Source organism: Streptomyces sp. NPDC001093 (genome assembly GCF_040298985.1).
In the GTDB taxonomy this organism is placed as follows: Bacteria; Actinomycetota; Actinomycetes; order Streptomycetales; family Streptomycetaceae; genus Streptomyces.
Genome location: NZ_JBEPBF010000095.1, coordinates 13,556 through 40,038, shown reverse-complemented (window position 1 = coordinate 40,038; position 26,483 = coordinate 13,556). Strand labels below are relative to the sequence as shown.

The following is a 26,483-nucleotide window of genomic DNA, read 5'->3' as shown; positions in this document are numbered from 1 at the left end:
CTTCCCTTCGGTGTTTCCGACTCTATCAGATCTTTTCTCGATCCGATTTCCTCGGTGCTTTCCAGGTTCCCGCTCTCGCGTTTCCCTTTCCGGCGGTTCCGACTCTATCAGATCCTTTCGGCGTCTGACTCCCAGTCAGGGGGCTTGTCTTCCCGGCCGTTGGGCCGTTCCGACGAGTGAGACTTTAGCGGATTCCCTGCTCCCGAGCTAATCGGGGGCGGCGCCCTTTCGAACGCGGATTCCTCATTCCGTAAATACGCATGACAAAGCAGTCGACACCTGAGCATCGATTGCTTGTTGGTACTTGCGGAGTGGCTGTCCGGGGACCGACCTAGATCGGCGCTCACGTCGGACAACCCGGAGAACACTACGGATCGGCGTGTCGTGTGTCAACTCTTGCGCTGGGAGCACTCCGGAGGCGTACGCTGATCGGTATGACGACGCGTACGTGTACCCAGCTCTGGTGGGCCGCCTGACGGCGGCCGTACTCACGTATGCATCCAACGGCCGCCGCTTCGGCGGCCGTTCTCGTATCTCCTCCGGACTCCGGGGGCCGGCCGCAGGAGCGGCGGTCCCGACCAGGAGGTGGAGTGGAGATGAAGCGGGTCTTCAGCGGGATTCAGCCGACCGGGAACCTGACGCTGGGCAACTACCTGGGAGCCCTGCGGCGCTGGGTCGAGACGGACCAGCACCAGGCCGACTCGGTGTTCTGTGTCGTGGATCTGCACGCGCTGACGGTGGACCAGGATCCGGCGCGATTGCGCAGGCTCAGTCGGCAGACGGCGACGCTGATGCTGGCGGCCGGGCTGGATCCCGAGGTGTGCACGGTGTTCCTGCAGAGCCATGTCGACGAGCACACGAGGCTGTCGTACCTGCTGGAGTGCGTGGCGACCGACGGTGAGATGCGTCGGATGATCCAGTACAAGGAGAAGACCGCGAAGGTGCGGGAGCGCGGCGGGACGGTGCGGCTGTCGCTGCTGACGTATCCGGTGCTGATGGCGGCGGACATCCTGGGGTACGGCGCGGACGAGGTGCCGGTCGGGGACGACCAGGTGCAGCATGTCGAGCTGGCGCGGGATCTGGCGGTGCGGTTCAACCAGCGGTACGGCCACACGTTCGTGGTGCCGAAGGCGACCCGGCCGGCGGTCGCGGCGCGGGTGATGAACCTGCAGAACCCGAGGTCGAAGATGGGGAAGTCGGACGACTCCGGGCTGGGGGTCGTCTATCTGCTCGACGAGCCGGACGACATGCGGAAGAAGGTCATGCGCGCGGTCACCGACAGCGGGCGGGACGTGGAGTACGCCCCGGAGGGACGGCCGGGGGTCGCGAACCTGCTGGAGATTCTCGCTGCGTGCATGGGTGGGAACCCTGAGTCACTGGCAGACGTTTACGACTCGTACGGCGCCTTGAAGAAGGACACCGCTGAGGCGGTGGTGGAGGTCCTCAGGCCCGTGCAGGCCAGGCACAGGGAGCTGTGCGCGGATCCTGCCTATGTGGAGGGGGTGCTGCGGGATGGTGCGGAGAAGGCGAGGGCGATGGCCCGGCCGACCGTCGACGCGGCCTACCGGGCGATCGGGCTGTTGCCGCCGGTGTTCGATACGGCGTTGAGCGGGGCCGGGCGTTAGGGCCTGCTCGCGTGGGCTCCGGCGGAGCCGGTGGGGCTTGTGCGTGCGGGGGCGGGCGGCTACCGGTGAGCCGTCGCCCCCGGCGCCGGGTCAGTCCTTCTTGCCGGAGGCGAGTTCGCGGCTGCGGTCGCGGGCGGCTTCGAGGGCGGCGATGAGGGCGGCTCGTACGCCGTGGTTCTCCAGTTCGCGGATGGCGTTGATCGTGGTGCCCGCCGGGGAGGTGACGTTCTCGCGGAGCTTGACGGGGTGTTCGCCGCTGTCGCGGAGCATCACGGCGGCGCCGATCGCGGACTGGACGATGAGGTCGTGGGCCTTGTCGCGGGGCAGGCCGAGCAGGATGCCCGCGTCGGTCATGGCCTCGACCAGATAGAAGAAGTACGCGGGTCCGGAGCCGGACAGGGCGGTGCAGGCGTCCTGCTGGGTCTCGGGGACGCGGAGTGTCTTGCCGACGGCACCGAAGATCTCCTCGGCGTGCGCGAGGTGCTCCTCGGTGGCGTGGCTGCCGGCGGAGATGACCGACATGGCCTCGTCGACGAGGGCGGGGGTGTTGGTCATGACGCGGACGACCGGGGTGCCTGCGGTCAGGCGCTCCTCGAAGAAGGAGGTGGGGATGCCGGCGGCGCCGCTGATGACCAGGCGGTCGGCGGGGACGTGCGGGGCGAGCTCGTCCAGAAGGGTGCCCATGTCCTGCGGCTTGACCGTGAGGATGAGGGTGTCTGCGGTCTTGGCGGCTTCGGTGTTGCTGACCGGGCTGACTGCGTAGCGGGTGCGGAGTTCTTCGGCGCGTTCGGGGCGGCGGGCGGTGACCAGGAGGTCGGCGGGGGCCCAGCCGGCCCGGATCATTCCGCTGAGCAGGGCTTCGCCGATCTTGCCGGTGCCGAGGACTGCGACTTTCTGGCTCATGGGGTCATCCTCGCACCGGGCCGTGAGGGTGCGGGGGCTTGTCCGGCAGGCGGAACGCGGGCGGGAGGCCGTCCGGCGCCGTGGGATCGGCGAAGGGCGATCAGGCCGTGCGGCGCCGGAGGGTGGCCGCGCCGAGGACCAGGACCAGCAGCGCGCAGCCGGCCACGATCAGGACGTCGCGGACGAAGGTCGCGGTCATGTCCGTGTGGTGCAGGACCTGGTTCATGCCGTCGACGGCGTACGACATCGGCAGGACGTCGGAGATGCCCGTGAGGACGGGGTGCATGTCGGACCGGGGAGTGAACAGGCCGCAGAGGAGGAGCTGGGGGAAGATCACCGCGGGCATGAACTGGACCGCCTGGAACTCCGAGGCGGCGAAGGCCGAGACGAACAGCCCGAGGGCCGTGCCGAGCAGGGCGTCGAGGAGGGCGACGAGGAGCAGCAGCCAGGCCGAGCCGGTGACGTCGAGGCCGAGCACCCACAGGGCGAGTCCGGTGGCGAGGGCGGACTGGACGATGGCGAGCGCGCCGAAGGCGAGGGCGTAGCCGGCGATGAGGTCGGCCTTGCCGAGGGGCATGGCGAGGAGGCGTTCGAGGGTGCCGGAGGTGCGTTCGCGCAGGGTGGCGATGGAGGTGACCAGGAACATTGTGATCAGCGGGAAGATGCCGAGCAGGGAGGCGCCGATGTTGTCGAAGGTGCGGGGACTGCCGTCGAAGACATAGCGCAGCAGGATCAGCATCAGGCAGGGGACGACGATCATCAGCGCGATGGTGCGCGGGTCGTGGCGGAGCTGACGCAGGACCCGGGCGGCGGTGGCGGTGGTGCGGCCTGTGTTGATGACACCGGTCGGGGCCGGAGCGGGCGTGGTACTGGTGATGCTTGTCGTGCTCATCGGGTGTTCTCCTTGGGGCGGGCTGCCGCTGCTGCCTCGTCGACGAGGTGGAGGAATGCGGCCTCGACGGTGTCGCTGCCGGTGCGGGTGCGCAGGGCGTCCGGGGAGTCGTCCGCGAGGATCTCGCCCTGGCGCATGAGGAGGAGGCGGTGGCAGCGCTCGGCCTCGTCCATGACATGGGAGGAGACGAGGAGGGTGGCGCCACGGGTGGCGGCGATGTCGTGGAAGAGGTGCCACAGGTCGCGGCGCAGGACGGGGTCGAGGCCGACGGTGGGTTCGTCCAGGACGAGGAGTTCGGGGGCGCCGAGCAGGGCCACGGCCAGTGAGACCCGGCTGCGCTGGCCGCCGGAGAGGTTGCCGGCGAGGGCGTCGGCGTGACTGGTGAGGTCGACGTCGGTGATGGCCCGGGTGACGTGTTCGTGGCGGCGTTCGGCGGCTGCGCGGCCGGGGTCGAGGATCGCGGCGAAGTACTCGAGGTTCTGGCGGACGGTCAGGTCGTCGTAGACGGAGGGGTTCTGGGTGACATAGCCGATGCGCGTGCGCAGGGCGGGGTGGCCGGCCGGGTGGCCGAGGACCTGAAGGGTGCCGGTGACCTTGGCCTGGGTGCCCACGATCGAGCGCATGAGGGTCGACTTGCCGCAACCGGAAGGGCCGAGCAGGCCGGTGACCTGGCCGCGGGGGACCGCGAAGGCGAGGTGGTGGAGGACTGTGCGGGGGCCGCGGATGACGGTGAGGTCGTGGGCTTGGACGGCCGCGGTGGAAGCCTCGGGCGGCGGGTCCGGCATGTAATTCATCATGCGATGAATAATGTGCCTGGAGGGTCTGCGCGTCAAGGGGCCGGCCGGGCACACAGACGGAAGCGGCGGCCGGGACGAACCCGGCCGCCGCTCCGGGCGGGCTTCTCGGCTGCTCAGGACTTGGTGGCGACGAGCAGGAGTACGTCGTAGGTCTCCTCGACCATGCCGTCCGGGAAGACCTTCAGCAGATGGGCGCGCTCCTCTTCGAGGAAGGCGGTTCTGCGGTCCTCGGGCGTGAGGAGGAACGCCGAGTGGCTGCCGATGTTCGCCAGGTGGGTGTCGACGGTGACGCGGCGGCTCCAGCGGACCTCCCGACGGCGGAAGCGGAGACGGCCGCTGGGGTCGGCCAGCTCTGTGCGGCTGCCGTCCCGCTTCTGGGCGGCGATGTCCACGCCCAGGAAGCGGCCGATACGAACGGCGGCCTCGGCGTGCCACTCGACGTCCAGGGCGTCGCCGTTCCACCACAGCGCCAGCGCACCGCCCGGCCGCAGCACCCGCAGCGCCTCCGGCACCGAGCGGGCGGTGTCGGTCCAGTGCCAGGCCTGGGCGTAGGTGATGAAGTCGGCCTGGGCATCGGCGATGGGGAGGGCGTTGCCGTTGCCGCGGACGATCGGGAGATGCGGCAGCCCGCGGCGGAACTCGGCGGTCATGCCCTCACCGGGTTCGACGGCGAGCACGTCGGCGCCGCGGGCCCGTAGGAGGGCGGTCGCGATACCGGTACCGGCCCCGACGTCCACGACCCTGGCACCGGACAGCGACCGGCCGGCCAGTTCCTCGACGGCGTCGAAGAGGGCGGGCGGGTAGGAGGGGCGGTTCGCGGCGTACTGGGCGGCGGCGGAGTTGAAGGAGTGCGCGCGGGCCGTGGGAGAGGACGGGGGCGTCGGTGAGGGCGGTTGCGTCACGGTCATACGGCCATGGTGGGGGCGGCGGGGAGGTGACGTCAGCGGGTTTTCGGCGCCGTCCGACCACGGGGCCAGGCGTCGCCGGCGGCACATCCGCTGTCCACGGCGAGCTCCTGGCGCCGGCCCCTGGTGACCATGGGAGACAGGCGTCACCGGCGCCTCTTCATCTCACCCCCGCGGGCGCCGTCGCCGGCCCCTGCTGACCGCCGGAGGCTCGTGTCACCGGCGTCGTTTCTTCTTCGACGGGTTGCCGGTGCGGCGGGAGGTTCGGCGGTCGTACTCCTCGCGGGCCTTTTCGTACTCCTCGCGGTGCAGTTTCTCGCCCGGGGCCTCGGTGAGGGAGCGGAGGAAGCAGGCGAGGAGGGAGCCGACGAAGCCGATGGCGAGCAGGCCGCGCAGTGAGGCCTGGCGCTGTGGGTCGTGGCGCTTGTCGAAGCCCTCCCAGGTGTTGCGGAAGGCGAGCGCGCTGCAGATCGCGAACATCGCGATGATCAGTACGGTGACGAAGGAGCCGGTGTCGGCGATCTGGAGGCCCTCGTAGGCGAGGCGGAGGACCAGGCAGGAGGCGACGGCCGCGGCGAGGGAGCCGACGGCGACGCCGACGCGGCGGGCCGCGTAGCCGTTGTCGTGGTTCACCCAGGTGGTGCCGAAGAAGCGGAGGGGCTCCGGGCGGGGCCCGCCGCCCTGGGCCGTGCCGTCCGAGGAGCCCGCCGAGGTGTCCGGGGTGCCGGTTTCGTCGCTCACGGAACGATTATGGCGCCGGGCGGGGGCGGGCTCCCGGTGGGGTCAGGCGCAGCGCGAGGCGACGTAGCCGTCGCTGCCGGTCTGGACGTAGGCGTCGGACACGTACTCGCCGCTGTCGATGTTGTCCCAGATGTTCGACGTGCCGTAGGGCCCCGTCACGGTCGTGCCCGGGGTCTGGCAGAAGATCGGTACGCGGATCCCCTCGGTGAGGACCCGGACGATGCTGTAGTTGGTGCCGGGGCCGCTGCGGACGTTCAGGCGGACACCCGGGGCGACCGGGTAGGTGTGGACGCCCGACTCCGGGGTGAAAGACTCGCTCTCGCCGCCGCTCGCGGCTTCCATGTGCTCGACAGACATGACAGACCTCCCCCGCTCGGCCCCACGACTGTGATGGGGCCCGTTGTTTCCCTCGAATCGCGTTCTGAAACACGCGTGTGCGTAACTCGCGCGCGAAGGCTAGCAAGCCGCCTCTGTCTCGCACGAGTCATCGACTAGGCTCCGTGCGTCGCGCGCGCGGACGAACAGCACGGGGGTGGTCCATGACGCCACAGCGCAGCACCGGAGCGGGCGCGGAAGCGGAACTTCCCGAATACGCCGGTCACTACCACCTGGAGTCCTGCCTGGGGTCCGGGGGCATGGGCGTGGTGCATCTGGCCCGCAGCACCTCCGGACTGAGGCTCGCGGTGAAGGTCGTACACGCCGAGTTCGCGAGAGACCGCGAGTTCAGAGGCCGTTTCCGGCAGGAGGTGGCGGCGGCCCGGAGGGTGAGCGGCGCCTTCACCGCGCCCGTCGTCGATGCCGACCCGGAGGCCGAACGGCCCTGGATGGCCACGCTGTTCATCCCCGGTCCGACTCTCTCCGAGTACGTGAAGCGGAACGGGCCGATGCCGGCGGCCCAGTTGCGGCGGCTCATGGCCGGTCTCGCCGAGGCGTTGCGCGACATCCATCGGGTGGGGGTCGTGCACCGGGATCTCAAGCCGAGCAATGTGCTGCTGGCCGAGGACGGACCGAAGGTCATCGACTTCGGCATCTCCCGGCCGAAGGACAGTGAACTGCGTACCGAGACGGGCAAGTTGATCGGTACGCCGCCGTTCATGGCACCGGAGCAGTTCCGGCGGCCCCGGGAAGTGGGGCCGGCGGCGGACATCTTCGCCCTCGGGTCGGTGATGGTGCACGCGGCGACCGGGCGGGGGCCGTTCGACTCCGACAGCCCCTATGTCGTCGCGTATCAGGTGGTGCACGACGAGCCGGATCTGACCGGGGTGCCGGAGAGCCTCGCCCCGCTGGTGCTGCGCTGTCTCGCCAAGGAGCCCGAGGACCGGCCCACTCCCGACGAGCTGATGCGTGAGCTGCGGTCGGTGGCGGCCTCGTACGACACGCAGGCGTTCATACCGGCGCAGCGCACCGGGGACGACGCGCCGGCGCAGGAACCCTCCGTCGCCGAGCCGGTGCCCGGCTCCCGCCGCCGCTTCGGCGGGCGCGCGGCCCTCGGCGCCGGGGCGCTCGTCCTTGCCCTTGCCCTGGGTGGTGTGCTCACCGGGCTGCTGCGCGCCGGCGACGACGGTGTTCCCGTGGCCAAGGAGACCAGCGCCCCCACCACCGCCGCCGGGTTCTCCGCGTGGCACGCCAAGCCCATCGGGAAGGGCTCGGGGATGCCTCAATGCGTCCACGGGGCCGGGCGGTTGCTCTGCTTCCGTTCCGGCCTGGCGTTCGCCCTCGATCCCGCGGACGGCTCCCTCCTGTGGCGGCGGCCGGTCGCCGAGGAACGGACCAGCGACGCTCCCGCTCTCTCGGGCGGCCTCCTGCTGCTGCCCACGGACGGCGGCCGGCGAGTCGTGGCACTCGATCCCGCCTCGGGCAGGCCGCGTTGGCAACGGGCCATGCCCGCGAACACGGGGATACGGTTCATCGGGTCCATGCTCCTGGTCACCGGCACGGACGGGGCGGTCACCGGGGTGGCCGGGGCGACGGGAGAGACCAAGTGGCATCGCCGGGTGTCCGGGAGTACGACCCCTCTTCTGTCCTCGTACGACGGTGACCCGCTGGCCTATGCGACCAGCGCCTCGGCGCAAGGGGCGGACACGCTGGTCACGGCCCTGGACCCGCAGACCGGTGCCGTGCGGTGGGAAGCGCGGCTGAAGGGCCTGCTGCGGCCCATCGGCAGCCAGGGCCATTCCCTGTTCCTGCTGGCCCTCGACACCGTCTCGGGGGACGCGAAGGCCGTCGTCCGATACACACCGGCCGTGAAGGCCATGCGCCGCGTCGCTCTGTCCGTCCCGCTCACGGCACCCCACGCCGACGTACGCGGCGATGTCGTGCACCTGCTGGCGACCGGCGGCTCACTGGACGCTGTCGACCTCGGCACGGGCAAGTGGCTGTGGCACACCGAAACCTCCGTGAGCCGCGGTTCGGTGCCGATCGCCTCCGCCGACCACGTCTACTTCACCGCTCCCGACGGGCGCCTGCTCGCCGTCGACGCACGCGACGGAAGCCTGGTGGGGCAGACACCGCCGCGGCTCGGTACGGACGCGGGCGAGGTCTCCGCCGCCCTGCCCAGCCCGCTGCTCATCGGCACGCGTGTCTACGCCGCCTCCCCCGACGGAACCGTCTTCGCCGTGGACGGACGCGACCCGAAGGCCTGGTGACAGACGCCACCCGAGGACCTGGTGACATGCGAAGGGGCCGCCCCCGCGCCGGAGGCGGCCCCTGTCAGGTCGCTGCTCAGCCGAGCCTGGTGACGTCCCGCACCGCGCCCTTGTCGGCGCTGGTGGCCATCGCGGCGTAGGCGCGGAGGGCGGCGGAGACCTTGCGGTCCCGGTTCCTGGGGGCGTAGACGCCGTTCAGGGCCTGGTCGCGGCGGGCGAGTTCGGCCTCGTCGACGAGCAGTTCGATGGTGCGGTTCGGGATGTCGATGCGGATGCGGTCGCCGTCCTGGACCAGGGCGATGGTGCCGCCGGAGGCCGCCTCGGGGGAGGCGTGGCCGATGGACAGGCCGGAGGTGCCGCCGGAGAAGCGGCCGTCGGTGATCAGGGCGCAGGTCTTGCCCAGGCCGCGGCCCTTCAGGTACGAGGTCGGGTAGAGCATCTCCTGCATGCCGGGGCCGCCCTTGGGGCCCTCGTAGCGGATGACGACGACGTCGCCGTCCTTGACCTCGTGGGTGAGGATGCGCTGGACGGCCTCCTCCTGGGACTCGCAGACGACCGCCGGGCCCTCGAAGGTCCAGATCGACTCGTCGACGCCGGCCGTCTTCACCACGCAGCCGTCGACGGCCAGGTTGCCCTTGAGGACCGCCAGGCCGCCGTCCTTGGAGTACGCGTGCTCGACGGAGCGGATGCAGCCGCCCTCCGCGTCCTCGTCCAGGGCCTCCCAGCGCTCGGACTGGGAGAAGGCCTCGGCGGAGCGGACGCAGCCCGGTGCCGCGTGCCACAGCTCCACCGCCTCCGGCGACGGCGAGCCGCCGCGGACGTCCCAGGTCTTCAGCCAGTCGGCCAGCGACGGGCTGTGGACGGCGTGGACGTCCTCGTTGAGCAGGCCCGCGCGGTGGAGTTCGCCGAGCAGGGCCGGGATGCCGCCGGCGCGGTGCACGTCCTCCATGTAGTACGTGCGGTTCTTCGCGACGTTGGGAGCCACCTTCGCCAGGCACGGTACCCGGCGTGAGACGGCGTCGATCTGCTCCAGGCCGAAGGGGACGCCGGCCTCCTGGGCGGCGGCCAGCAGGTGCAGGATCGTGTTGGTGGAGCCGCCCATCGCGATGTCCAGGGCCATGGCGTTCTCGAAGGCCTGGAAGGTGGCGATGTTGAGCGGGAGGACCGTGTCGTCGTCCTGCTCGTAGTAGCGGCGGGTGAGGTCCATGACCGTGCGGGCGGCGTCGACGTAGAGCTGCTTGCGCGCGGTGTGGGTGGCGAGGACCGAGCCGTTGCCGGGCAGGGACAGGCCGATCGCCTCGGTCAGGCAGTTCATCGAGTTGGCGGTGAACATGCCGGAACAGCTGCCGCAGGTCGGGCAGGCGTTCTCCTCGATGCGGAGGATGTCCTCGTCGGAGATCTTGTCGTTGACGGCGTCGGAGATCGCGTCGACCAGGTCGAGCGTGCGGACCGTGCCGTCGACCAGGGTGGCGCGGCCGGACTCCATCGGGCCGCCGGAGACGAAGACCGTCGGGATGTTCAGGCGCAGGGCCGCCAGCAGCATGCCCGGGGTGATCTTGTCGCAGTTGGAGATGCAGACCAGGGCGTCGGCGCAGTGGGCCTCGACCATGTACTCCACCGAGTCCGCGATCAGGTCGCGGGAGGGCAGGGAGTACAGCATGCCGCCGTGGCCCATGGCGATGCCGTCGTCCACGGCGATCGTGTTGAACTCGCGCGGGATGCCGCCCGCCTCCTTGATCGCCTCGCTGACGATCCGGCCGACCGGCTGGAGGTGGGTGTGGCCCGGCACGAACTCGGTGAAGGAGTTCGCGACCGCGATGACCGGCTTCCGGCCGATGTCCGCACCGGGTACACCGGAGGCGCGCATAAGGGCGCGGGCGCCCGCCATGTTGCGGCCGTGGGTGACTGTGCGGGACCTCAGCTCGGGCATCGTCGCTCGCTCCTCGAATGACCTTCTGGCAATGGGTCCAGAGAGTTCTGGCTGTCTACGAGACTACGCCGCCACTCCAAGGACTGGACACGGTTGTCCGGAATGCGGGACGCGCGTTTCACCTGTCCGTGAGGTCACCGGCCGGGGAGGTCACCAGCCGGTGAAGTCACCGGTCCGTGAGGTGGTGCTGTACGACGGGGGCGACGCGCGCGATGATCTGCTCCAGGTCCGCCGACGCCAGCGGCTCCAGTTTGATCACGTAACGCATCATCGCCACACCCACCAGCTGCGCGGCGGCCAGCTCGGCGCGCAGCTCCCGGTCCGGCAGATCCACCTGGGCGGCGACACGGCGCAGCAGCTGGGAGGCGATCAGGCGGCGGAACACGGCCGCGGCGGTCTCGTTGTTGACGGCGGACCGGACGATCGCGAGGAGCGGCGTACGGGTCGTGGGGTTCTCCCAGACACCGAAGATGAAGCGGGTCAGCCGCTCCCCCACCCCGTCCAGCGGGCCGGCGGCCAGCGCCTCGGGGGCGTGCAGCGCGGGCGCGAAGGCCACCGCGATGGCCGCTTCGAAGACCTGCTCCTTGGTGCCGAAGTAGTGGTGGACCAGCGCGGAGTCCACACCGGCCGCCTTGGCGATGCCGCGCACGGACGTCTTCTCGTACCCGCGCTCGGAGAACTCCTCGCGGGCGGCGGCGAGGATCCGGTCACGGGTGTCGCCGGACTCGGCACGCGGGGGGCGGCCCCTTCTGCGGGCGCCCGGCTCACGGGTCTCGTTCATCGCCGGGGCACCCGTACCGCCGACGCCAGGTGTTTGCGGGTGAAGGCCAGGGCCTCGGCGAGGTCGGCCTCGCGCTCGGCGCCGGACATCGCACGCCGGGTGTTGACCTCGATGACGACATGGCCGTCGAACCCGGAGAGGGCCAGGTGCTCCAGCAGCTCGGCGCAGGGCTGGGTGCCACGGCCCGGCACCAAGTGCTCGTCCTTGGCCGAGCCCCGCCCGTCGGCGAGGTGGACGTGCCCGAGCCGGTCGCCCATGCGGTCGATCATCTCCAGGGCGTCCGTACGCGCCGTCGCCGTGTGGCTGAGATCGATCGTGAAGTGCCGGTAGTCGTGCCGGGTGACATCCCAGTCCGGGGCGTAGGCGAGCATCTCGCGGTCGCGGTAGCGCCACGGGTACATGTTCTCGACGGCGAACCGTACCTCCGTCTCGTTCGCCATCCGCCAGATGCCGTCGACGAAGTCGCGCGCGTACTGCCGCTGCCAGCGGAAGGGCGGGTGTACGACGACGGTGGAGGCACCCAGCTTCTCGGCGGCCGCCCGGGCCCGCTGCAGCTTGGTCCAGGGGTCCGTCGACCAGACCCGCTGGGTGATCAGCAGGCAGGGGGCGTGGACGGCCAGGACCGGGATGCCGTGGTAGTCCGACAGACGGCGCAGCGCCTCGATGTCCTGGCTGACCGGGTCCGTCCACACCATGACCTCGACGCCGTCGTAGCCGAGGCGCGCGGCGATCTCGAAGGCCGTCGCGGTGGACTCCGGGTACACGGAGGCCGTCGACAGCGCGATACGCACGTCCCTTGGTTCAGCCACGTCCGTCACCATACGGTGTGCGGTGGTGCTGGTGTTGGGTGCCTGTTCGCCTTTGTGAGCTTTGCCATTCGGGCGGGTGCGGCGTGGTCGCGGTCGCCCGCGCCCACGCCGCGGAGCCGCATGTCGCACACAGCCCCGCACCCCGTCGAGGCCCTAATCGGACCCCATGTGATCGAGCCGCCGGAGAATCACGCCCTCACGCAGGGCCCACGGGCAGATCTCCAGGTTCTCCACCCCGAACAGGTCCATCGCCCCCTCGGCCACCAGCGCCCCCGCCAGCAGCTGGCCGGCACGGCCGTCGGACACACCGGGAAGCTCGGCACGCTGCTCCACCGTCATGCCGGCCAGGCGCGGGACCCAGGCCTCCAGGGACTCGCGCTTGAGTTCGCGCTGCACGTAGAGGCCCTCGGCGCTACGGGCGGCGCCGGCGATACGGGCGAGCTGCTTGAAGGTCTTGGACGTGGCGACCACGTGGTCGGGAGCGCCGAAGCGGCTGAATTCACCGACCGTGCGGGCGATCTCGGTACGGACGTGGCGGCGCAGGGCGCGCACGGCCTCGGGGGTGGGCGGGTCGCCGGGCAGCCAGCCCGCGGTGAGCCGGCCGGCGCCGAGCGGCAGGGAGACGGCGGCGTCCGGCTCCTCGTCTATGCCGTAGGCGATCTCCAGGGAGCCGCCGCCGATGTCCAGGACCAGCAGCTTTCCGGCGGACCAGCCGAACCAGCGGCGGACGGCGAGGAAGGTCAGGCGGGCCTCCTCGGGACCGGCCAGCACCTGAAGTCGTACGCCGGTCTCCTCCTCCACGCGCGCGAGGACCTCGTCGGCGTTGGTGGCTTCCCGGACGGCGGAGGTCGCGAACGGCAGCAGGTCCTCGACGCCCTTGTCCTCGGCGGCCTGGAGCGCGTCCTGGACCACTGCGACCAGCTTGTGGATGCCGCCCTCGTCGATGGCACCGCTGTCGTCGAGCAGTTGGGCCAGCCGAAGTTCGGCCTTGTGCGAATGCGCGGGCAGCGGGCGCGCGCCGGGGTGGGCGTCCACCACCAGCAGATGCACCGTGTTCGAACCCACGTCCAGGACACCGAGTCTCATATACGGAACGCTACTGCCAGATCGCCCGCCGACGGTCCCCGGAGCGGTCCTCGGCCACTTACCCTGGACATGTGCCAAAGACGAAAAAGGCGAAGGACCACAAATCCTCCACGGGATCGAAGGATTCTGCGCAGGCGAAGGCGTCGTCCGTGTCCAAGAAGTCCACGAAGGCCCAGAAGGCCCCGCAGGTGAGCGACGAGAAGGGGCTCGACTTCGCGCGTGCCTGGGTGGAGTTTCCTGATCCTGCGGACGACGAGCAGGTCTTCCGCTGTGATCTGACATGGCTGACCTCTCGCTGGAACTGCATCTTCGGCAGCGGCTGCCAGGGCATCCAGGCGGGCCGCGCGGACGACGGGTGCTGCTCGCTGGGCGCGCACTTCTCGGACGAGGACGACGAGAAGCGGGTCGCCGAGCATGTGGCACGGCTCACGCCGGAGATCTGGCAGCACCACGCCGAGGGCACCCGGAACGGCTGGGTCTCCAAGGACGAGGAGGGCTCCCGCCAGACCCGTCCCTACCAGGGCTCCTGCATCTTCCAGAACCGGCCCGGCTTCGCCGGCGGCGCGGGCTGCTCGCTGCACATCCTCGCGCTGCGGGAGGGCCGGGAGCCGCTGGAGACCAAGCCGGACGTGTGCTGGCAGCTGCCGATCCGGCGGACCTACGACTGGATCGACCGCCCCGACGACACGCGGGTCCTGCAGGTGTCGATCGGCGAATACGACCGCCGGGGCTGGGGTCCGGGCGGCCACGACCTGCACTGGTGGTGCACCTCGGCGACGTCCGCGCACGGCGCGGGCGACCCGGTGTACGTCTCCTACCGGGCCGAGCTGACGGAACTGATGGGCAAGGCCGGTTACGACCGTCTGGTCGAGCTCTGCGAACAGCGACTGGCGTCCCAGCTGCCCCTGGTGGCCCCGCACCCCGCCGACCCGACCCCTTAACTCCACCACCGAACGCCCCACAGGGCGCCCAGACGGGCACCGGTACTGGCCTCGCTCCCGGCCACACCGGGCCCTGGCACGCTCGGGGCTTGGCAGTACCGCGGATTCGGGAACTCGGCGACCTCCGGACCGGCAACTCGGCGGCGTTCGGACGGGCGGGGCTCGTCGGCCTTCGGGCTGGCGGGGCCCAGCGACCTCCAGACCGGCAGGGCACGTCGGCCTTCGGACCGGCAGAGCACGGCGGCCTTCGGACTGACAGGGCTCGTCGGCCTTCGGGCTGGCGGGGCCCAGCGACCTCCAGACCGGCAGGGCTCGGGGGCCTTCGGACCGACAGGGCTCGGGGGCCTTTGGACCGGCAGAGCACGGCGGCCTTCGGACTGACAGCTCGGCGGCGTTCGGACTGACAGGGCTCGTCGGCCTTCGGGCTGGCGGGGCCCAGCGACCTCCAGACCGGCAGGGCACGGCGGCCTTCGGACGGGCGGGGCTCGTCGGCCTTCGGGCTGGCGGGGCCCAGCGACCTCCAGACCGGCAGGGCACGGCGGCCTTCGGACCGGCAGAGCACTGCGGCCTTCGGACTGACAGCTCGGGGGCCTACAGACGGGCAGGGCGCAGCGGCCCCGAGTGCCCGGAGGACCCCGGCGGTCTCTGCCCCGAGAGGGCCGCCAGCCGCCCGGGCGCCCGCCGCGTCTCCGGGACGACCGCCGGCGCCCGCCACCGCCGACCGCAGGACCCGACCACCCGGCTCCCCCGGCTCTACCGACTCCCACAGCCCCTGGCACCCCCACCGCCTCGGTCTCCGCCCGCCCCCTCCCGAGCGGCCCGGCCCTGGCGCACACGTCCTGCCCCCGGTCTCCACCCGCCTCCTCCCCAGCGGCACGGGCTCCGCCCCGCCCCTTCGTCCGCCGCGCCTCCCCGAACTCGGCTGTTCACCGCGCTGCCCTCGCCTCTGTGATCGGCAGCCGGACGGCCCCGGCGTACACGATCCGCCTCCGACCACCCCACCAACCCCGCACCCAACCTCCCGGACAGGCGGACAGGCGTAGCGCGCGTCCGCTCCCTCCCCCGCCCGCCCCGAATCCCGCCCTCAGCTTCCGGACGGGCTGGGTGTATCGCTGTCCGACGGACTGGGGGTCGGGGTCGGGGAGCCCGGGGGTGAGGTGGGGGCGGTGGGGGTGGACGGGGGGGTGGTCGGCGGGGTCGGTGGGGTGGTCGGGGGGGCGGTGGGGGGTGTGGTGGGCGGAGTGGGGGTGGGGGTGGCGGAGGTCGGGGGTGGTGTGGGGTGCCGGGTGGGGGCCGTGCCGTAGCCGTCGATCGTGACCACCGTGCCGGCCGGGGAGATCGCCACCTGTGCGTTCCAGTGGCCGGAGGGCTCGCGGAGGTGGTCGACGTACACCTTGATCGTCAACGTGCCGCCGGGGACGAGGGTTCCCGCGGACTGGCTGAGGTAGAGCCAGGGCGCCGGGGTGGACGCGGACCAGTGGACCGGGGAGGAGCCGGAGGCGGTGAGGGTGATCACGGTGGTGTCGCCGTCGTTCGCCGCGCTGACGTCGAGCTGCCCGGCGCCTTGGTGACCCGCTCCGGTCACACTGACGACCTCCACGGAGACGTCCGCCTTGCCGTCCTCACCGATGCGCGCGCCGGGCTTCACACTCGCGTTCCCGGCGTTCTCGTAACCGCCGGCCGAGTCGCTGCCGAGGGCGTCGGGCCCCTGGGCCTCGCGCGCGGTGGCGGAGGGGCCGCCGCCGTCCGCGTCCGCCGTCGGCGCGCCCCGGTCGGCGGCCCACCGGGCCTGGACGGGGGCGGCCACGACCGTGGCGACGACCGTCGTCGTCACCGCACGCGCGCGTAGCCGGTCGCGACGGGCCGCGCGGTCCTTGGGGTCCATCGGGAAGCCGCGCCGGTCGAAGCGGGGTGCCGCCGCGCCACGCGCGCGTGGGTGGTGCGCCAGGGCGACGTGCAGTGCCGCCCGGGGGGCCTCCAGGACAGGCAGCTCGGCCGGGGTGACCGTGGCGCCGGGCCAGCGGCCGGGCACGGCGCGCTCGGCGGTCCGGCGGCAGCGCGGGCAGTCGTCGACGTGCCGGACCAGTTCGCGGCGCAGGGCCGTGCTGAGGACCAGCCCGCTGTCCCCCGTGAGGTGGGCCACGCTCGGGCAGCCGCCGGTCTCGACCACGGCGAGGGCCGCGCGGGTGCGCTCGACCTCGCAGGCGGCGGAGGCGAGCAGCTCGCGCGCGGCCGCGGGTTCCATGCCGAGGACGGCGGCGACCTCGTGCGGGGCAAGGTGGTGGCGGACGGCCAGTTCGAGGGCCTCGCGCTGTTCGGGGGTCGTACCGGCCGCCTCCGGCCAGGCGAGCAGAGCCAGTTCGCGGCGCCGCTGTTCCTGGACCTCCGGGGCGACGGGCGGTTCGGGGAGCCGGCTCCCGGCCTGTCTCCCGGCCTGTCTCCCGGCCTGTTTCCCCGCCTGTTTTCCGGCGCGCTCACCGGCCCGTTTTCCGGCCGTCTGGCGGCCCGCCGCGTGGGTGGCCTGACGTTTCTGCTTGGCCTCGGCCAGCTTGCGCAGGCACGCCCAGCGGGCCAGCGCGTACAGCCAGGCCCTGCGGTCGTCGGCGGCCTCCGGGACGCGGTGTCCGCGCCGCTCGGCCAGGGCGAGGACGTCGCCGAGGGCGGCGGTGGCCGCGTCGTGGTCGCACAGCACCGACAGACAGTAGGTGAACAGCCCGTCCAGGTACGGCTCGTAGCGCGCCGGCGGCCGCTGGGCGAGGGTGCGCGCGGCGGCGCGGTCGCGCGCCTCGCGGGCCTCTGCTGCTTCGCGGCCCTCCCGTGCCGCTCGGGCTTCACGCGCCTCGCCGCGCGCCCGGTACGGGCCGGTGGTGCGGGTGGTGGTCTCCGGACTGCTGCTCATCACCCGTGCGACCGTAGGCGGCGGCGAAGTGCCTGTTCTTGAAGCTTGAGCACTTTTAATCCGTACGGGTGAAACGATCCCTCATAAGGGGACAGGAACCCTTTGTTCCGCGGCCGGTTTCCGACGGGTGGTGGCCGATACCGGTTCACCCCCACACGGCCCGGGGACCCGTTGTCAGTGCCGCGGGCTACGGTTTCCGCATGGCTGCCCGTACCAAGACCACCAAGGACCGCCCGTCCTACCGCTGCACCGAGTGCGGCTGGCAGACGGCCAAGTGGCTCGGCCGCTGCCCCGAGTGCCAGGCCTGGGGCACGGTCGAAGAACACGGCGCGCCCGCGGTCCGTACGACGGCACCGGGTCGTGTGACCAACTCCGCGCTGCCCATCGGGCAGGTCGACGGGCGGCAGGCCACCGCGCGCACGACGGGCGTGCCCGAGCTGGACCGCGTGCTGGGCGGCGGCCTGGTGCCCGGCGCTGTGGTGCTGCTCGCGGGCGAGCCCGGCGTCGGCAAGTCCACGCTGCTGCTGGACGTGGCCGCCAAGTCGGCGAGCGCCGAGCACCGCACTCTCTATGTGACCGGCGAGGAGTCGGCGAGCCAGGTGCGGCTGCGCGCGGACCGCATCGGCGCCCTCCACGACGAGCTGTATCTGGCCGCCGAGACCGATCTGTCCGCCGTTCTCGGCCACTTGGACGAGGTCAAACCATCCCTGCTGATCCTGGACTCGGTGCAGACGGTCGCCTCCCCGGAGATCGACGGCGCGCCCGGTGGAATGGCCCAGGTGAGGGAGGTCGCGGGCGCGCTCATCCGCGCCTCCAAGGAGCGCGGGATGTCCACGCTCCTCGTGGGCCACGTCACGAAGGACGGCGCGATCGCGGGCCCGCGCCTCCTCGAGCACCTCGTGGACGTCGTCCTGCACTTCGAGGGCGACCGGCACGCGCGCCTGCGTCTGGTGCGCGGGGTGAAGAACCGCTACGGCGCCACGGACGAGGTCGGCTGCTTCGAGTTGCACGACGAGGGGATCACCGGCCTCGCCGACCCGAGCGGCCTCTTCCTGACCCGTCGCGCCGAGCCGGTTCCCGGCACCTGCCTGACCGTCACCCTGGAGGGCCGCCGCCCGCTGGTGGCCGAGGTGCAGGCGCTGACCGTCGACTCCCAGATCCCCTCCCCGCGGCGTACGACCTCGGGCTTGGAGACCTCCCGGGTGTCCATGATGCTGGCCGTCCTGGAGCAGCGCGGCCGGATCAGCGCGCTCGGCAAGCGGGACATCTATTCGGCGACGGTCGGCGGGGTGAAGCTGTCGGAGCCGGCCGCCGACCTCGCCATCGCCCTCGCGCTGGCCTCCGCCGCCAGCGACACCCCGCTGCCGAAGAACCTGGTCGCGATCGGCGAGGTCGGCCTCGCGGGCGAGGTGAGACGGGTCACAGGCGTGCAGCGCAGGCTCGCCGAGGCGCACCGGCTGGGCTTCACGCACGCGCTCGTGCCGACCGATCCGGGCAAGGTGCCGGCGGGCATGAAGGTCCTGGAAGTCGCCGACATGGGGGACGCGCTGCGGGTGCTGCCACGCTCCCGTCGCCGAGAGGCCCCACGGGAGGCGGAGGACCGCCGGTAGACTTTGCCCTGGTCTCGCCCGTCCGTACGAACCGAGTGCGGGTCACGGGGGCGCGTCAGAACCTGCGACCGGAGGAGTGCAGTGGCAGCCAACGACCGGGCAGCAGCTCCCGGGAAGTCCGGTGGGAGTGCCGGTTCCGATGGCCTGATGCGCGCCTCACTGAGCGCCGTGGCTCCTGGTACGGCCCTGCGTGACGGCCTCGAGCGCGTGCTGCGCGGCAACACCGGCGGGCTGATCGTCCTCGGCTCGGACAAGACGGTCGAGGCGATGTGCACGGGCGGTTTCGTCCTGGACGTGGAGTTCACCGCCACGCGGCTGCGCGAGCTGTGCAAGCTGGACGGCGGCATCGTGCTGTCGTCGGACCTGTCGAAGATCCTGCGCGCGGGCGTGCAGCTGGTGCCGGACCCGACCATCCCCACGGAGGAGACGGGCACCCGGCACCGTACGGCGGACCGGGTCAGCAAGCAGGTCGGCTTCCCCGTGGTCTCCGTCTCCCAGTCCATGCGCCTGATCGCCCTCTACGTCGACGGTCAGCGGCGCGTCCTGGAGGACTCGGCGGCGATCCTCTCCCGCGCGAACCAGGCGCTGGCCACGCTGGAGCGGTACAAGCTGCGGCTGGACGAGGTGGCCGGGACCCTCTCGGCGCTGGAGATCGAGGACCTGGTGACGGTGCGGGACGTGTCCGCCGTCGCGCAGCGCCTGGAGATGGTCCGGCGCATCGCCACGGAAATCGCTGAATATGTGGTCGAACTGGGCACGGACGGCCGTCTTCTCGCGCTCCAGCTGGAGGAGTTGATCGCCGGAGTCGAGCCCGACCGTGAGCTGGTCGTGCGGGACTATGTTCCCGAGCCGACGGCGAAGCGGTCCCGTACGGTCGAGGAGGCGCTGTCCGAGCTGGACGCGCTGACCCACGCGGAGCTTCTCGAAATGGGCACGGTGGCGCGGGCGCTGGGCTACACGGGCTCTCCGGAGACCCTCGACTCCGCGGTGTCCCCGCGGGGCTTCCGGCTGCTGGCCAAGGTGCCGCGCCTGCCGGGCGCGATCATCGACCGGCTGGTGGAGCACTTCGGGGGCCTGCAGAAGCTGCTCGCCGCGAGTGTGGACGACCTGCAGACCGTGGACGGTGTGGGAGAGGCCCGGGCGCGGAGCGTGCGGGAGGGCCTGTCACGCCTGGCCGAGTCCTCGATTCTGGAGCGCTACGTCTGAGTCCGGCCCTGGGCGCCAACTCCTGGACGTCTCCCCCCACTTGACCGACCTGGAGGAACGGCCGACGAGGGCTGCCCGGTCCAGCGCTGGAGCTGGACCACGGTTCGGGACACCCCCCGGCCTCGTCGAGGTCGGGGGTGTCTCCCTCACCGACCGCCTCGGAGAGCCCGCAGAGGCCCGGCTCAGTCGGCCGACAGGACGAAAGACGCCTGTACCTTCCCGAACCCCGGTGCCTTCGCCTCCAGCAGATACGTCCCGGGCTTGGCCGACCCGGCGGTCGGCGTGGCGCAGTGCTGAGCGCTCGGCTTGCGGTCCCACTTCACGGTGTACGTGATGCTCTGCCCCGCCGGCACCCGGAACACCAGGCTGCCCGCGCCCTGGGGACAGTCGCCCGACGACCAGAACGGGCTGCTTCCGTCCGCCGGCGTGATGGTCAACACCGCGTTCTTCGGCCCGAGGTCGACCTTGCAGTCGGCGGACGAGCCGTTCTTCGCGGTGAGTTCGAAGGTCGGCGTCTGGTCCGGCGAGTAGGAGTTGTGCAGACTCCGCAGGCTCAACGTCACCGCCCCGGACGTGCAGTTGGGCAGCGGGGAGGACGCCGGGAGCGCGTCGCCCGTACCGACGTTGCCACCGCCTGAGGTCGAACCCGAGCCGCCGCCCGAGCCGTCACCGGTCCCGGCGGAGCCGGAGGAGCCGTCGCCCGAACCGCTGCCGTCGCCGGAGCCGCTCCCGCCGGAGCCGTCACCGCCCGAATCACCCCGGCCGCCCGGGTGTTGGCTGATCACGGGCCCGGAGGAGGACGGTCCCGGCGTGATGGTGGGCGCGGGATTCTTGCCGTCGGACCGGCCGGCGTTCTGCTTGCCGCCCCCGCCGCCGCCGGCGGTGACGATCCACGTGATCAGCAGCGCCAACAGGGCGATCACCGACAGCAGTACGACCCTCCTTCGCCAGTAGATGGAGGAGGGAAGCGGCCCGACAGGATTGCGCAGAGATCCCACGGCGCAAACTGTACGAGAGAACCCCGTGACTGCTTGCCCCACCCGCCGCGCGAGCACCAACTTTTCCGGATCATCATTCCGGCAACTGCCGCGACCCCCAAGGTCCTTCCCTCTTCGCCACCCTGGGTGACCGCGCCGTCACCCGTCATCGACGCCGAGCCGTGGCAGGATCGGAAGGCCATGACTGAGAAGCTGCACACCCCCGTGATCGCCTGGTTCGACGCCCACGCCCGCGACCTCCCCTGGCGCCGCCCGGAGGCGGGCCCGTGGGGCGTGATGGTCAGCGAGTTCATGCTCCAGCAGACCCCGGTCAACCGGGTGCTGCCGGTGTACGAGGAGTGGCTGATCCGCTGGCCGCGTCCCGCGGACCTGGCGAAGGAGGCGCCGGGCGAGGCGGTGCGCGCCTGGGGCCGGCTCGGCTACCCGCGCCGGGCCCTGCGGCTGCACGGCGCCGCGGTGGCCATAACGGAACGGCACGGCGGCGACGTACCGACGGAACACGCACAGCTGCTGGCGCTGCCCGGCATCGGCGAGTACACGGCCGCCGCGGTGGCCTCGTTCGCGTACGGGCAGCGGCATCCGGTACTGGACACGAATGTGCGCCGGGTCTTCGCGCGGGCGGTCACGGGGGTGCAGTACCCGCCGAACGCGACCACGGCCGCCGAGCGCAGGCTCGCCCGTGAGCTGCTCCCCGGGGACGAGAAGACGGCCGCGCGCTGGGCCGCGGCCTCCATGGAGCTGGGCGCGCTGGTGTGCACGGCGAAGAACGAGGAGTGCGGGCGGTGTCCGATCGCCGCGCAGTGCGCCTGGCGGCTGGCCGGCAAGCCGGAGCACGTGGGCCCGCCGCGCCGCGGGCAGACGTACGCCGGCACGGACCGGCAGGTGCGCGGCAAGTTGCTCGCCGTACTGCGGGAGGCGCACGCGCCGGTGCCGCAGGCGGTGTTGGACCGGGTGTGGCACGAGCCGGTGCAGCGCGCCCGCGCGCTCGACGGGCTCGTCGCGGACGGTCTGGTGGAGCCGCTGCCGGGCGGTCTGTACCGGCTGCCGCTCAGCTGACGGACAGCCAAGTCACAGCGATCATCGCTCTGTTACGACACCACGAACTCGACAAAGGCCTGCATAAAGGGACATACCGGGCCGCCCGCTTACCCCGTTCCGACGTCCGTTACACAACCGACGGATAGCCGATTGCTAGCCGCAGGCTGGTCCGGACAGCGCCGTGACAACCACTCCCTAACTTCTTTTCCGTGCCCGGCAGACCACCGGACACGGGGAACGAACGCAGGACTTCAGGCACGGAGCCGAAGTGAACGGGGAACGGAGGCGGTTGATCATGGCGCAGGGCGAGGTGCTCGAGTTCGAGGAGTACGTCCGCACACGGCAGGACGCGCTGCTGCGCAGCGCGCGCCGGCTGGTCCCGGACCCGGTCGACGCCCAGGACCTGCTGCAGACGGCGCTGGTGCGGACGTACGGCCGCTGGGAGGGCATCGCGGACAAGCGGCTCGCCGACGCCTATCTGCGCCGGGTCATGATCAACACCCGTACGGAGTGGTGGCGGGCGCGCAAGCTGGAGGAGGTCCCGACCGAGCAGCTGCCGGACGCGTCCGTGGACGACGCCACCGAGCAGCACGCCGACCGGGCCCTGCTGATGGACGTCATGAAAGTGCTCGCGCCGAAACAGCGCAGTGTTGTAGTACTGCGACACTGGGAGCAGATGTCCACGGAGGAGACGGCCGCGGCCCTCGGCATGTCGGCCGGTACGGTCAAGAGCACGCTGCACCGGGCGCTCGCCCGGCTCCGCGAGGAGCTGGAGGCCCGCGATCTGGACGCACGCGCGCTGGAGCGTGAGGAGCGGGAGCGTTGCGCGGCCTGACCGGGGCCGGGCCCGACCGGGCCCGAGGCAGTTCACAGGCGGTGATCGCGGTGGGGGCCGCGCTCACCGCCATCGGCCTTTTCGTCGCCGCGTGCGGCACCGGGGGCACCGGCACCCGGGACGAGGGTCCCGCACACGCGACGGCGATCGCGGGAGCCGTCGCCTCCCCCAGCCCGAGCCCGACCACCGGCTATCGCAAGGTGGACGCGGTCTCACTGCTCAAGAAGGACCCGGCGGTCTCGGCGGCGGTGAAGCGGGAGCTGAAGCCGTGCAGCGGCGACAACTACCCGGTCGAGGTGACCTACGGCGATCTGACCGGCGGGTCCGTCAACGACGTCCTGGTGAACGTGTGGGCCTGCGGTGACTGGGTGGGCATCGGCACCTACGTGTACCGGGACGTCGCGGGGACGTACAAGAATGTGTTCAAGGCGGAGGACTCGCCGGTCGTCTCGGAGATCGACGGCACCGACCTGACCGTGACCAAGCAGGTGTACGACACGAACGACCAGGTCTCGAACCCGTCCCGTGAGACCGTGATCACGTACAGGTGGAAGGAGGGCCGGTTCGCCGAGCGGTACCGGCACGACACCTACTACAGCAGGACCGGCGGCGACGCGGCGGCCCCGACGGACAACTGACCCCCCACACACGCACACACGAGGACTGAGAGCACCGGGATGGCAGACCAGACCCACGTCCTGTTCGTCGAGGACGACGACGTCATCCGCGAGGCCACCCAGCTCGCCCTGGAGCGGGACGGCTTCGCGGTCACCGCCATGCCCGACGGCCTCTCGGGCCTGGAGGCGTTCCGGGCGAACCGCCCCGACATCGCGCTGCTGGACGTGATGGTCCCCGGTCTGGACGGGGTCAGCCTGTGCCGTCGTATCCGGGACGAGTCGACCGTGCCGGTGATCATGCTGTCGGCGCGCGCCGACTCCATCGACGTCGTCCTCGGTCTGGAGGCGGGCGCCGACGACTATGTGACCAAGCCGTTCGACGGCGCCGTGCTGGTCGCGCGGATCCGAGCCGTGCTGCGGCGCTTCGGGCACGCAGGCGGCGGCGACCGGACCGAGGCGGCCGAGGACACGGTGACCGGTGGCGCACTCACCTTCGGGGACCTGGAGATCGACACCGAGGGCATGGAGGTGCGCAGGGCCGGGCAGCCGGTCGCGCTCACCCCGACCGAGATGCGGCTGCTGCTGGAATTCTCCTCGGCGCCGGGCACCGTGCTCTCCCGTGACAAGCTGCTGGAGCGGGTCTGGGACTACGGCTGGGGCGGGGACACCCGGGTCGTGGACGTGCATGTGCAGCGGCTGCGCCAGAAGATCGGCCAGGACCGGATCGAGACGGTCCGCGGCTTCGGCTACAAGCTGAAGGCCTGAGCGGGGCGGCATGCGGGGGATCCTTCGGTACCCGGTCCGGCGTATGGAGCGGGCGGGCCTGCACACCGGGCTCAGATGGAAGCTCAGCGCGGCGATCGCGCTCGTGGCCGGCCTGGTGGCGATCGTGCTGAGCCTGGTCGTGCACAACGCGGCCCGGGTCTCGATGCTCGACAACGCACGCGACCTGGCCAACCAGCGCGTCCAGTACGCGCAGCACAACTACGAGGCGAGCCGGCGGCCGAACTTCCCCAACATCAAGCTCGACGACCCCGAGCTGCCGGAGCCACTGCGCGAGAAGGTGGAGCGGGGCAGGAAGGCCAGCGACGTCATCGACCACGACGGGGTGCCGGACATCTGGTCGGCCGTGCCGACCAAGGACGGGCATGTGCTGTCCCTGCACACCCATATGCCCGACCGTTCCACCGACGTGATGAAGGACCTCGACCAGGCGCTGGTCATCGGCTCCATCGCGGTCGTGTTCGGCGGCAGTGCGCTCGGTGTGCTGATCGGCGGGCAGCTGTCCGGGCGGCTGCGCAAGGCGGCGGCCGCCGCGAACCAGGTCGCCAGGGGCGAGACCGACGTCCGGGTGCGGGAGGCCATCGGCGGGGTCGTACGGGACGAGACCGACGACCTGGCGCGCGCGGTGGACGCCATGGCGGACGCGCTCCAGCAGCGCCTGGAGGCCGAGCGGCGGGTCACCGCCGACATCGCGCACGAGCTGCGCACCCCTGTGACGGGCCTGCTCACGGCCGCCGAACTGCTGCCTCCCGGCCGCCCCACGGAACTGGTACTGGACCGGGCGAAGGCGATGCGCACGCTCGTCGAGGACGTCCTGGAGGTGGCCCGCCTGGACGGCGCCTCGGAGCGGGCGGAGCTGCAGGGCCTCATGCTCGGCGAGTTCGTCACCCGGCGCGTGGCCGCCAAGGACCCGGAGATCGAGGTACGGGTGGTGCACGAGTCGGAGGTCACCACCGACCCGCGCCGGCTGGAGCGGGTGCTGTTCAACCTGCTCGCCAACGCCGCCCGGCACGGCAGGCCGCCGATCGAGGTGACCGTCGAGGGCCGGGTCATCCGGGTCCGCGACCACGGTCCGGGCTTCCCCGAGGAACTCCTCGCCGAGGGGCCGAGCCGCTTCCGCACCGGCAGCAAGGACCGGGCCGGTACGGGGCACGGGCTGGGCCTGACCATCGCCGCGGGCCAGGCCCGGGTGCTCGGTGCCCGGCTGACGTTCCGCAACGTACGGCACGCCGGGGCCCCCGACGGCGTCCCCGCCGACGGTGCGGTGGCGGTGCTGTGGCTGCCGGAACACGCGCCCACCGCCACGGGCAGTTATCCGACGCTGCCGTTGTCGGGGGGCGCGGGCTGAGCGCCGTCCCGAGCCGTCAGGCGCTCAGCAGGCCCAGTCCCGCTCCAGGTCCAGGCCTCCCTCCCGCCGCTGGGTGAAGGAGAACCAGTTGCCGGAGTCGTCCCGGAAGAGCGCCTCCGTGCCGTACGGCCGCTCCTGGGGCTCCTGAAGGAACTCCACCCCGCGCTCCTTGAGCTTCTTGTAGTCGCCGTGGATGTCGTCCGTCGCCAGCACGCCGGCGCCGAGCGCCCCCTTGGCGACGAGCTTGCGCATCATCTCGGCGGACTCGGGGTCCATCGCGGGCGGCCCCGGCACCATGAGCGTCAGCTCCACGTCGGGCTGGCCGGGGGCGCCGACGGTGAGCCAGCGCATGCCGCCCTCCCCCATGGTCATGTCCGTACGGACCTCGAGACCCAGCTTCTGGGTGTAGAACTCCTTGGCCCGGTCCTGGTCCAGGACCCAGACGGTCGTGATGGCAAGCCCCTTGATCATGGATCTGCTCTCCTGTCGGTGGTGCTGATGACGTCGGCGGTACCGTCCGCCGGGGCGGACTCCCCTTCGTCACCGTAGGCAGGGCCGGCCCCGGAGCGCTTCTCCGATCTTGCGGTGCTGAATCCGCCGGCCCAGAGCATGGCGTAGCACCCGGGTATCAGCGAGGCCCCGCGCCCCACGTGCCGTGCGCGGTACTCGCTCGGGGTGAGCCCGGTGCGGGCCTTGAAGCGGGCGGAGAACGTGCCGAGGCTGCTGAAGCCGACCAGTGTGCAGATCTCGGTCACGGTGAGGTTGGCACAGCGCAGCATCTCCTCGGCCCGCTCGATCCGGCGGTGGGTCAGATACTGGCCCGGCGTCTCGCCGTAGACCTCCTTGAAGGCCCGCAGGAAGTGATACCGCGAGTACCCGGCGCACGCCGCCACGGCGTCCAGATCGAGACCGGGGTCCGCCCAGTCCCGGTCCATCGCGTCCTTGGCCAGACGCAGCCGCCGCACCTTGTCCATGTGGTCGATGGTCACACGGGGCACTGACAACGGCGCTGACCAGCTCGGACAGGCAAAGCAAAGACCCCGGGGGCGGACACCGACCCGGGGTCTTCGGTACAGGCGGGGCTCAGACGCAGG

At 71.7% G+C, this 26,483-nt stretch carries 24 protein-coding genes; 10 read left to right on the top strand and 14 right to left on the bottom strand.

The genetic code is table 11. The features are described from left to right. The first annotated feature begins 596 nt into the window (after nt 1-596). Nucleotides 597-1,625: a tryptophan--tRNA ligase gene (gene trpS / locus ABT288_RS34725; protein ID WP_351616495.1), complete on the top strand. Its 1,029-nt coding sequence runs from the start codon at nt 597-599 to the stop codon at nt 1,623-1,625. Nucleotides 1,626-1,715: 90 nt separating this feature from the next. Here the strand turns inward: trpS and proC are convergent, their stop codons facing one another. The 6 genes from proC to ABT288_RS34695 form a co-directional block, all read right to left on the bottom strand. Continuing rightward, nucleotides 1,716-2,528 carry a pyrroline-5-carboxylate reductase gene (proC, locus tag ABT288_RS34720; protein ID WP_351616483.1) on the bottom strand — a complete coding sequence of 271 codons (813 nt, stop codon included), beginning with the start codon at nt 2,526-2,528 and terminating at the stop codon, nt 1,716-1,718. A 100-nt stretch (nt 2,529-2,628) separates the two neighbouring features. After that, nucleotides 2,629-3,420 (bottom strand): ABC transporter permease, encoded by a 792-nt coding sequence (locus ABT288_RS34715; protein ID WP_351616480.1) that lies wholly within the window; start codon nt 3,418-3,420, stop codon nt 2,629-2,631. Further along, on the bottom strand, nt 3,417-4,217 hold the full coding sequence (locus ABT288_RS34710) for an ABC transporter ATP-binding protein (protein ID WP_351616478.1): 801 nt from the start codon (nt 4,215-4,217) through the stop codon (nt 3,417-3,419). Before ABT288_RS34710 ends, ABT288_RS34715 begins: the two co-directional genes overlap by 4 nt. A gap of 113 nt (nt 4,218-4,330) precedes the next feature. Then, nucleotides 4,331-5,125 carry a class I SAM-dependent methyltransferase gene (locus ABT288_RS34705; RefSeq protein WP_351616475.1) on the bottom strand — a complete coding sequence of 265 codons (795 nt, stop codon included), beginning with the start codon at nt 5,123-5,125 and terminating at the stop codon, nt 4,331-4,333. A gap of 213 nt (nt 5,126-5,338) precedes the next feature. After that, nucleotides 5,339-5,863 (bottom strand): EamA/RhaT family transporter, encoded by a 525-nt coding sequence (locus ABT288_RS34700; RefSeq protein WP_351616473.1) that lies wholly within the window; start codon nt 5,861-5,863, stop codon nt 5,339-5,341. A 42-nt stretch (nt 5,864-5,905) separates the two neighbouring features. Then, a complete protein-coding gene (locus ABT288_RS34695; RefSeq protein ID WP_450861803.1) occupies nt 5,906-6,205 on the bottom strand; it encodes a hypothetical protein in 300 nt (99 codons plus the stop codon). Between the two features lie 197 nt (nt 6,206-6,402). On the opposite strand from ABT288_RS34695, the gene ABT288_RS34690 reads away from it, so the two are divergent. Beyond that, entirely contained in the window at nt 6,403-8,508 is a 2,106-nt protein-coding gene (locus tag ABT288_RS34690) for a serine/threonine-protein kinase (protein WP_351616469.1), read from the top strand. 76 nt (nt 8,509-8,584) lie between these two features. Here ABT288_RS34690 and ilvD read toward each other — a convergent pair whose 3' ends face one another. The 4 genes from ilvD to ABT288_RS34670 form a co-directional block, all read right to left on the bottom strand. Beyond that, on the bottom strand, nt 8,585-10,438 hold the full coding sequence (gene ilvD / locus ABT288_RS34685; RefSeq protein ID WP_351616466.1) for a dihydroxy-acid dehydratase: 1,854 nt from the start codon (nt 10,436-10,438) through the stop codon (nt 8,585-8,587). Between the two features lie 166 nt (nt 10,439-10,604). Then, nucleotides 10,605-11,219: a TetR/AcrR family transcriptional regulator gene (locus ABT288_RS34680; protein WP_351616464.1), complete on the bottom strand. Its 615-nt coding sequence runs from the start codon at nt 11,217-11,219 to the stop codon at nt 10,605-10,607. Next, nucleotides 11,216-12,040, bottom strand: a complete 825-nt coding sequence (locus ABT288_RS34675; RefSeq protein WP_351616461.1) for a sugar phosphate isomerase/epimerase family protein — start codon at nt 12,038-12,040, stop codon at nt 11,216-11,218. The genes ABT288_RS34680 and ABT288_RS34675 overlap by 4 nt, the downstream gene beginning before the upstream one ends. Nucleotides 12,041-12,181: 141 nt before the next feature. Beyond that, on the bottom strand, nt 12,182-13,114 hold the full coding sequence (locus ABT288_RS34670; RefSeq protein ID WP_351616459.1) for a Ppx/GppA family phosphatase: 933 nt from the start codon (nt 13,112-13,114) through the stop codon (nt 12,182-12,184). Between the two features lie 71 nt (nt 13,115-13,185). Here ABT288_RS34670 and ABT288_RS34665 point away from each other — a divergent pair, with 71 nt between their 5' ends. Further along, nucleotides 13,186-14,055, top strand: a complete 870-nt coding sequence (locus tag ABT288_RS34665) for a DUF3109 family protein (protein ID WP_450861786.1) — start codon at nt 13,186-13,188, stop codon at nt 14,053-14,055. Between the two features lie 1,084 nt (nt 14,056-15,139). Here ABT288_RS34665 and ABT288_RS34660 read toward each other — a convergent pair. After that, nucleotides 15,140-16,957 (bottom strand): BACON domain-containing protein, encoded by a 1,818-nt coding sequence (locus ABT288_RS34660; protein ID WP_351616453.1) that lies wholly within the window; start codon nt 16,955-16,957, stop codon nt 15,140-15,142. Between the two features lie 197 nt (nt 16,958-17,154). On the opposite strand from ABT288_RS34660, the gene radA reads away from it, so the two are divergent. Together radA and disA are read left to right on the top strand one after the other, a co-directional pair. Beyond that, nucleotides 17,155-18,564 (top strand): DNA repair protein RadA, encoded by a 1,410-nt coding sequence (radA, locus tag ABT288_RS34655; protein WP_351616450.1) that lies wholly within the window; start codon nt 17,155-17,157, stop codon nt 18,562-18,564. Nucleotides 18,565-18,645: 81 nt separating this feature from the next. Then, nucleotides 18,646-19,770 (top strand): DNA integrity scanning diadenylate cyclase DisA, encoded by a 1,125-nt coding sequence (gene disA, locus ABT288_RS34650; protein WP_351616447.1) that lies wholly within the window; start codon nt 18,646-18,648, stop codon nt 19,768-19,770. A 182-nt stretch (nt 19,771-19,952) separates the two neighbouring features. On the opposite strand, the gene ABT288_RS34645 is transcribed toward disA, so the two are convergent. Further along, the gene (locus ABT288_RS34645) at nt 19,953-20,768 is read right to left on the bottom strand and encodes a hypothetical protein (RefSeq protein ID WP_351616444.1); all 816 of its coding nucleotides are present in this window, start codon (nt 20,766-20,768) and stop codon (nt 19,953-19,955) included. A 180-nt stretch (nt 20,769-20,948) separates the two neighbouring features. Between ABT288_RS34645 and ABT288_RS34640 the strand changes: the two genes are divergently transcribed. The 5 genes from ABT288_RS34640 to cseC all read left to right on the top strand — a co-directional run bounded on the left by ABT288_RS34640 (nt 20,949) and on the right by cseC (nt 25,389). Further along, entirely contained in the window at nt 20,949-21,824 is an 876-nt protein-coding gene (locus ABT288_RS34640) for an iron-sulfur binding domain-containing protein (RefSeq protein WP_351616441.1), read from the top strand. A 277-nt stretch (nt 21,825-22,101) separates the two neighbouring features. Beyond that, nucleotides 22,102-22,641 (top strand): SigE family RNA polymerase sigma factor, encoded by a 540-nt coding sequence (locus ABT288_RS34635; protein WP_031165128.1) that lies wholly within the window; start codon nt 22,102-22,104, stop codon nt 22,639-22,641. Continuing rightward, nucleotides 22,629-23,279: a hypothetical protein gene (locus ABT288_RS34630; protein ID WP_351616438.1), complete on the top strand. Its 651-nt coding sequence runs from the start codon at nt 22,629-22,631 to the stop codon at nt 23,277-23,279. The genes ABT288_RS34635 and ABT288_RS34630 overlap by 13 nt, the downstream gene beginning before the upstream one ends. Before the next feature lie 39 nt (nt 23,280-23,318). Then, on the top strand, nt 23,319-24,023 hold the full coding sequence (gene cseB, locus ABT288_RS34625) for a two-component system response regulator CseB (protein WP_351616436.1): 705 nt from the start codon (nt 23,319-23,321) through the stop codon (nt 24,021-24,023). Between the two features lie 10 nt (nt 24,024-24,033). Beyond that, the gene (cseC, locus tag ABT288_RS34620; protein ID WP_351616433.1) at nt 24,034-25,389 is read left to right on the top strand and encodes a two-component system sensor histidine kinase CseC; all 1,356 of its coding nucleotides are present in this window, start codon (nt 24,034-24,036) and stop codon (nt 25,387-25,389) included. 24 nt (nt 25,390-25,413) lie between these two features. On the opposite strand, the gene ABT288_RS34615 is transcribed toward cseC, so the two are convergent. Together ABT288_RS34615 and ABT288_RS34610 are read right to left on the bottom strand one after the other, a co-directional pair. Then, nucleotides 25,414-25,860 carry a VOC family protein gene (locus ABT288_RS34615; protein ID WP_228624247.1) on the bottom strand — a complete coding sequence of 149 codons (447 nt, stop codon included), beginning with the start codon at nt 25,858-25,860 and terminating at the stop codon, nt 25,414-25,416. Further along, the gene (locus tag ABT288_RS34610) at nt 25,857-26,363 is read right to left on the bottom strand and encodes a helix-turn-helix transcriptional regulator (protein ID WP_351616492.1); all 507 of its coding nucleotides are present in this window, start codon (nt 26,361-26,363) and stop codon (nt 25,857-25,859) included. Before ABT288_RS34610 ends, ABT288_RS34615 begins: the two co-directional genes overlap by 4 nt. Nucleotides 26,364-26,483 lie beyond the last annotated feature (120 nt).